This is a genomic window from Bacillus sp. JJ1764 (genome assembly GCF_036962145.1).
Classification (GTDB): Bacteria; Bacillota; Bacilli; order Bacillales; family Cytobacillaceae; genus Neobacillus.
In genome coordinates this window covers 350-7,010 of sequence record NZ_JBALNY010000233.1, presented here as the reverse complement: position 1 = coordinate 7,010, position 6,661 = coordinate 350, and the positions used below count along the sequence as shown (strand labels likewise).

Annotated in this window: 6 protein-coding genes and 1 other annotated feature; all 6 genes read left to right on the top strand. The window is 39.4% G+C overall.

The annotated features are described in order from the left end of the window. The coding region (locus tag V7083_RS23010) for a hypothetical protein (protein WP_335482460.1) at positions 1 to 204 on the top strand (204 nt) is incomplete at its 5' end. A 9-nt stretch (positions 205 to 213) separates the two neighbouring features. Beyond that, positions 214 to 426 (top strand) — a binding site (T-box leader). Positions 427 to 479: 53 nt separating this feature from the next. Continuing rightward, on the top strand, positions 480 to 1,592 hold the full coding sequence (proB, locus tag V7083_RS23005; protein ID WP_335482458.1) for a glutamate 5-kinase: 1,113 nt from the start codon (positions 480 to 482) through the stop codon (positions 1,590 to 1,592). Positions 1,593 to 1,598: 6 nt separating this feature from the next. Next, positions 1,599 to 2,840 (top strand): glutamate-5-semialdehyde dehydrogenase, encoded by a 1,242-nt coding sequence (locus V7083_RS23000; RefSeq protein WP_335482456.1) that lies wholly within the window; start codon positions 1,599 to 1,601, stop codon positions 2,838 to 2,840. Between the two features lie 98 nt (positions 2,841 to 2,938). Then, positions 2,939 to 5,215 carry an ATP-dependent DNA helicase gene (locus tag V7083_RS22995; RefSeq protein ID WP_335482454.1) on the top strand — a complete coding sequence of 759 codons (2,277 nt, stop codon included), beginning with the start codon at positions 2,939 to 2,941 and terminating at the stop codon, positions 5,213 to 5,215. 99 nt (positions 5,216 to 5,314) lie between these two features. Next, positions 5,315 to 6,106 carry a hypothetical protein gene (locus tag V7083_RS22990; RefSeq protein ID WP_335482452.1) on the top strand — a complete coding sequence of 264 codons (792 nt, stop codon included), beginning with the start codon at positions 5,315 to 5,317 and terminating at the stop codon, positions 6,104 to 6,106. A 21-nt stretch (positions 6,107 to 6,127) separates the two neighbouring features. After that, on the top strand, positions 6,128 to 6,661 hold a 534-nt coding region (locus tag V7083_RS22985; RefSeq protein WP_335482450.1), incomplete at its 3' end, for a DUF3307 domain-containing protein.

Here is a 6,661-nt window from a genome sequence, read left to right as displayed (position 1 = left end):
ATCTTTTCCCATGCACAATCGTTAAAAGCCCTCATTGGTGACACGCCTCGTTTTATATTGACAAACAAGGTCGATCGTGAGGAGCTAACATCAAAGCAACACCTTTCATCCTTTCATTTCAATACAGCCCAAAAATTCATTCATATTAAATTTTCAAAAAACTATCTTGACTTTTCCACCAAATCTTTAGATAATCATAGTTAATTAAATTCGGAAATGGCAAGGGAATAGTAAATCATTGGAACGTGTTAGAGAGTGAAACCCATCGGCTGAAAGGTTTCTCACGGAAAGCTGATTGAACCTGCCCTGTTAGGCTGCTTATGAAAACATAAGCCGTTTTCCCACGTTACGGGTTTAAAGTGGATGCCCTAATCATAATTGGCATCAATAAAGGTGGTACCGCGGAACGACTTTTCCGTCCTTTGACATTCAAAGGACAGATGAGTCGTTTTTTATTTTTTCAAAAAGAAGGGTTTAACATGAAAAAACAATTGGTGGTTGTCAAAATTGGGAGCAGTTCGCTTACTTCTGTATCCGGAACGATTTCAGAAGAAAAAATCAGAGATCACGTCGAGGCATTGGCTCATTTAAAACAACAAGGACACGAGGTGATTCTCATTTCTTCCGGTGCTGTGGCGGCTGGCTTTGGAGCTCTTGGTTATCCATCACGTCCCAAAACTGTTGCCGGAAAGCAAGCTGCGGCAGCCGTTGGGCAAGGACTGTTAATGCAGCATTATATCCAGCTTTTTCAAACACAAAGCATCGTCCCAGCTCAGATTTTGTTAAGCAGAGAGGATTTTTACAGTAAAGTCAAATTCCAAAATTTGTTTAACACGATGAGTGAGCTGCTGCAACGCGGAGTTCTACCAATCATCAATGAAAATGATTCAGTGGCCATCGAAGAGCTGACCTTTGGAGACAACGACATGCTATCAGCATTAGTTAGTGGATTTTTGCATGCCAATGCCCTCATTATCTTAACAGACGTAAACGGAATTTATGATGGCAATCCAAAAGCAAACGACGCTGCGAAAAAGTTCAACTTCATCCCAGAAGTTACGGATGAACTGTTCAGCATAGCGGGGGAAAGTGGATCTTCCGTTGGCACTGGTGGTATGAAATCCAAGCTGATGGCAGCAAAAAAAGCTTTGTCTCTTGGCGTCAGTGTCTTTGTCGGTACTGGATCAGGCAAGGAAAAATTGGTTGATATTCTCGAAGGCAAAGGGGACGGCACCTATATCGGCGGGCCGTTTCAGACGCAAATGCAAATGCGTAAGCAATGGATTGCCTTTCACTCACAGGTAGGTGGGATCATCGAAATTGATGAGGGGGCCGAGCTGGCAATCGTCCAAAAAGGGAAAAGCCTGCTTCCGGTAGGAGTCACGAATGTCCAAGGTGAATTTAGTGCGTTAGATGTGGTAGAGGTTCGTAATCAAAAAGGAAAAATCATTGGCAAGGGTCAGTGTTATTTTTCCGCGCAGGATTTAGTAAAAGTAAAAGGGTTGCCAAGTGAACAATCGAAAGCCTTCTCCATTAATAAGCGGGCTGAGGTGATTCATCGGGATAATTGGGTCATTATAAGAGAGGAGTGAGGAAAAGTGAATGAACTTATTGAAAAAGCTGGGAAATTAAAAACTGCTTCAAAAACATTGGGGATGCTCACGACAGAGGAAAAGAATCTCGCATTAGCCAAAATGGGAGAGCAAATTTTAAAGGAAAAAACATGGATTCTCCAAGAAAATGCGAAAGATATTAGAGCAGGTATCGAAAATGGTCTTTCCGAATCTCTGCTCGACAGGTTGTTGTTAACTGAAGAGCGTATTGAGCAAATTGTTGATGGCATTCAACAGGTCATTACTTTAGAAGATCCAATTGGAGAAATTGTAGAAGAATGGGAGCGACCAAATGGTTTGTTCATCCAAACCGTAAGAGTTCCTCTCGGAGTCATTGGCATGGTCTATGAAGCCCGTCCCAATGTAACAGTGGATGCTGCCAGTCTTTGCTTGAAAGCAGGTAACGCCGTCCTGTTGAGAGGCAGCACTTCAGCATTAAACTCAAACAAGGCCTTCGTACAAGTAATGCAAACGGCTTTATCCCAGTCATCGATCCCAAAGGATGCCGTTCAATTATTGGAGGATACCAGCCGGGAAACAGCTTCGAAAATGTTTAAACTGAATCAATATCTTGATGTCCTAATACCAAGAGGTGGGGCAGGCTTGATTCAATCCGTGATTCAAAATGCTACTGTCCCAGTACTCGAAACCGGAGTCGGAAATTGCCACGTGTATATTGATGAAACAGCTCAAGAACAGATGGCAATCAAAATTGCCATCAATGCCAAATTGCATCGACCTTCCGTCTGTAATGCTGCAGAAAGCTTGTTAATTCACGAACACTGGCCATATACTTCCAATCTAGTAAACTCACTACACGAAAAAGGTGTTGAACTTCGTGGGGACGAACCATTAGCGAACGCGTATCCTTTTATCCAAAAGGCTACGGAAGAAGATTACCATACAGAATTTTTAGCACCAATTTTAGCGGTGAAATTAGTCAAAGATGTTAAAGAAGCCATCCAACATATCGATCAATATGGAACGAAACATTCTGAAGCCATTGTCAGTGGGAATGCCGAAAACGTAAACTTATTTTTCCGATCCATTGATGCAGCTGTATTGTATCATAATGCCTCTACCAGATTTACGGACGGAGAACAGTTTGGGTACGGGGCCGAAATCGGAATTAGCACGCAAAAACTGCATGCCCGTGGGCCGATGGGCTTAAAAGCCATCACTACAATAAAATCAGTGGTTCGTGGAATTGGTCAAATTCGTTCATAAAACTCCTTATTATTAGGAGTTTTATTTTTTATTGGATGAAAACCTGTTATACTTAAAATACAAACATATATTCTATTTTCGAAAAAGTTGGTGGACAAGTGGCGCATGAAGTAAATATATCCGTTAGGTCTTTAGTAGAATACGTTTACAGCAGCGGCAGCATCGATTCCCGTTTCCGATCACAATCCACATTGGTAGATGGAACAAGAGCGCATCAAAAAATCCAAAAGACATATAAAAAAGAAGACCAAAAAGAAGTCTATCTCCGGGCAGAAATCCGATACGAAGACATTACCTTTATCGTGGATGGACGCTGTGACGGATTATTAGTGGATAATGAAACGATTACCATCGATGAAATTAAGTCATTCTCCAAACCATTGGACCAAATCGAAGGGGATGGCTCCCCCGTACACTGGGCCCAAGCCAAAATGTATGCGTATATGTACGCCCGTGATCATCAACTAACCGAAATCTCTGTTCAGCTTACCTATGTCCATCTTGAAACAGACCAGAAAAAATATTTTAAACAAACTCTTACTTTTTCTCAACTGGATCTATTTGTGCAAAAAGTATTGGACATGTACGCACCCTTTGCCAAGCTGCAGTTCCAACATCAAGCAAGCCGAAATCTGAGCTGCAAAGAACTTCCATTCCCCTTTGAAACCTATCGTGAAGGCCAACGAAAACTGGCGGGAACTGTATATAAAACCATTTTGGATGAAAAAAATTTATTTGCCAAAGCTCCCACCGGAATCGGAAAGACCATTTCTACTCTTTTCCCATCGGTCAAAGCAGTGGGGGAAGGCTTGGTCAATCGCCTGTTTTATTTAACTGCCAAAACCACCACAAGAAAAACAGCCGAAGAAGCTTTCTCCCGCATGGAAGCTCATGGGCTGTGTATGAAAAGTGTAACCCTGACGGCAAAGGATAAAATTTGTTTTAAAGAGGAAGCCAAGTGTAACCCTGAATATTGTGAGTTTGCCAATGGTTATTATGATCGGATTAATGGGGCCATCCTTGATATATTAACACTTGAAACCTGTTTGAACCGTGATGTAATTGAAGCCTATGCCCGTAAGCATCAAATTTGCCCATTTGAGTTTTCTATTGACCTTGTTTATTCCGTTGATGCGATTATATGTGACTATAATTATATTTTTGATCCAAAGGTTGCTTTAAAACGGCTATGGCAGGAGCAAAAGAAATCTACCGTGATCCTGATCGATGAGGCCCACAATCTGGTTGACCGTGGCCGGGAAATGTTTTCTGCCTCCATTCAGAAAGACATGTTTCTTCAATTAAAGAAGGAAACAAAGGGGATTCATCAAACCATCTATGAAATGTCTAACAGGATCAATTCCTGGTTCCTGTCTTTAAAAAAGGCACATGAAGGAAAAAAGGAATTTATATTAGAAGAGGTGGATGAGTCTTTAAAACAGCATTTGGAGCAATTTAATGAGGCTGCCGAACAGGTGCTAAAAGAAGGGAATTTTCCTGTCTTACTTGATGCCTACTTTAAAGTTTTGCATTTTTTAAAAATAATGGAAATGCTTGATGCACATTATGTGATTTACGTGGAAAAACAAAGAAATGATTTTGTATTAAAACTGTTCTGCATCGATCCTTCCTCATTAATACAGCAAATAGGACTAGGTTTCAGGTCAAAAGTTTTTTTTTCTGCCACTCTTTCGCCACTTCGATATTATCAGGAGATCCTGGGTGGGGATGCAGAAGATTTTGTAACCACCATCCCATCTCCGTTTAAAAAGGAACAAGTGGAGGTTTTGGTCAAACCTTTATCTACGCGTTATCGTGATCGGGAGCAAACAAAAGAACAAATCGCCATAACAGTTAACTCCTTAATAAAGCATAAGCAAGGGAATTATTTGATATTTTTCCCTTCCTACCAATACTTAATGGCTGTATATGAAGAATTTAAAAAGTTGGATCCCTATACGGATACGATTCTGCAAGACGTGGGAATGTCGGAAATGGACCGAGAAAACTTTTTAGCGGCCTTTCAACCAAATCCATCTAAACCATTAGTAGGTTTTACGGTTCTTGGTGGCGTATTTTCAGAAGGAGTGGATTTACCCGGGGATCGAATAACAGGAGTCATGGTGGTAGGGGTTGGTTTGCCACAGCTTTGTTTTGAACGAAATCTCATTAAACAACACTTTGATCATAAAGGGAAAAATGGTTACAACTATGCCTATGTCTTTCCAGGAATGAACAAGGTGCAACAGGCAGGGGGCAGGCTGATCCGTTCTGAATCCGACCATGGCACCATTTTGCTTATTGATGATCGCTTCTTACAATTGCCATATCACGCATTACTGCCAGAAGAATGGCAATCTTTTACCACAATTTAATCAGTTAGATTTATCGAATTGGTATAAAGTTTGACTAATTAGTCGAATTTCAATAAGATTAGATTAATTAGTCGAACTAACTGAGATAAGGTGTGTGTAATGAAAAATCCAATTTCGATTTTTATTTTAGATGTCAGCAATTCTTCAAATGATGAAATGGGTATTGAACTTTCCCATTATTTGGACCAGCTTGTTATTTGGATTTCGGAATGGACAGACGGAATAGGTCCGATAAAGATAAAACATCGAGCGGGCGATGAAATTATTTTTATTGGTTATGGCTATTCAACCGCCTTTATCATTGCCTATTATGTAAACTGGATATGGAAATTTAAACAACATAAACCCTATTTTGGACTTTCATTTGGTGACATTGAAAGAGAGCTAGAGGAAATCGACATTGAAAAATGGATTCATCCGTTAATCAAACAAGCTAGGTATGCGAATGATTTAATAAAACAAGAGTCCATAAGAACACCCTTTAAATTTGAATTGGATCAATTTTATATCCATGATCCTCTTCAGGAATCTTTTACGTTCCATCATTATCGTTTTGAATTTGAACAATTACTAAATTCGCTATTAACAGCGCAACAGTGGTTGATCAAAGAGCAAACGGATATTCAAGAGCAAGTATATAGGTACTATTTAATCCTGCAACAAAAAAAAGCAGTGGCAGCGTTATTAGGAAAAACAGCTTCAACCATTTCCAGTCACTTTAAAAAAGGGAAGAGCGAAGAAATACATCAAGTATTTCAAGAGATCCACCGTACTCTTCATTCGCTGCAGAAAAAAATGCACCAGGATGACCAAGAGAATTTGGAAAGTAAAGAGTTAATGAATTCCATTCAGAACTATCTAAAAAATCATTACGTAAAGATCATTAGTTAGGTTTAATGGAAAGGGGAAAGCATGCTATTATTAAGTCTTATTTTGGCACATTTAATTGCTGATTTTTATCTGCAAACAGATGCTATGGTGAAAGAAAAGCTGAATCATTTAAAAAAACATATTCTACATCACTTTGTCATTACTGCTCTTGTTTTAATAGGATCCTATTTCAGTAATGTAAACCATACCACGATTTACCTTCAAATTATCATTCCATTACTTGTTATTGTTGGATCACATTACATGATTGATCTATTAAAAATTAAAATCCTTGATACCCTTCATTTCCAGAACGAAGGGAGTATAAAGCGACTGGGGTTTTTCGTACTGGATCAACTCCTGCATCTTTTTGTCATTTTACTGAGTAGTCATTATTTTATCGGAATCGACATGTCCAAGATTCTTAGCGTTTTTCAAGTTGGACATCCGTTAAAGCCCCTCAATGCGATTTTATTTATTTTGATCATTATTATCCTAAATACCAGTGTAAGTGGCCATATGATTCGAATCCTATTAGGATCTTTGCCCACTCAATTATTGACCTTTGAAGGAAAA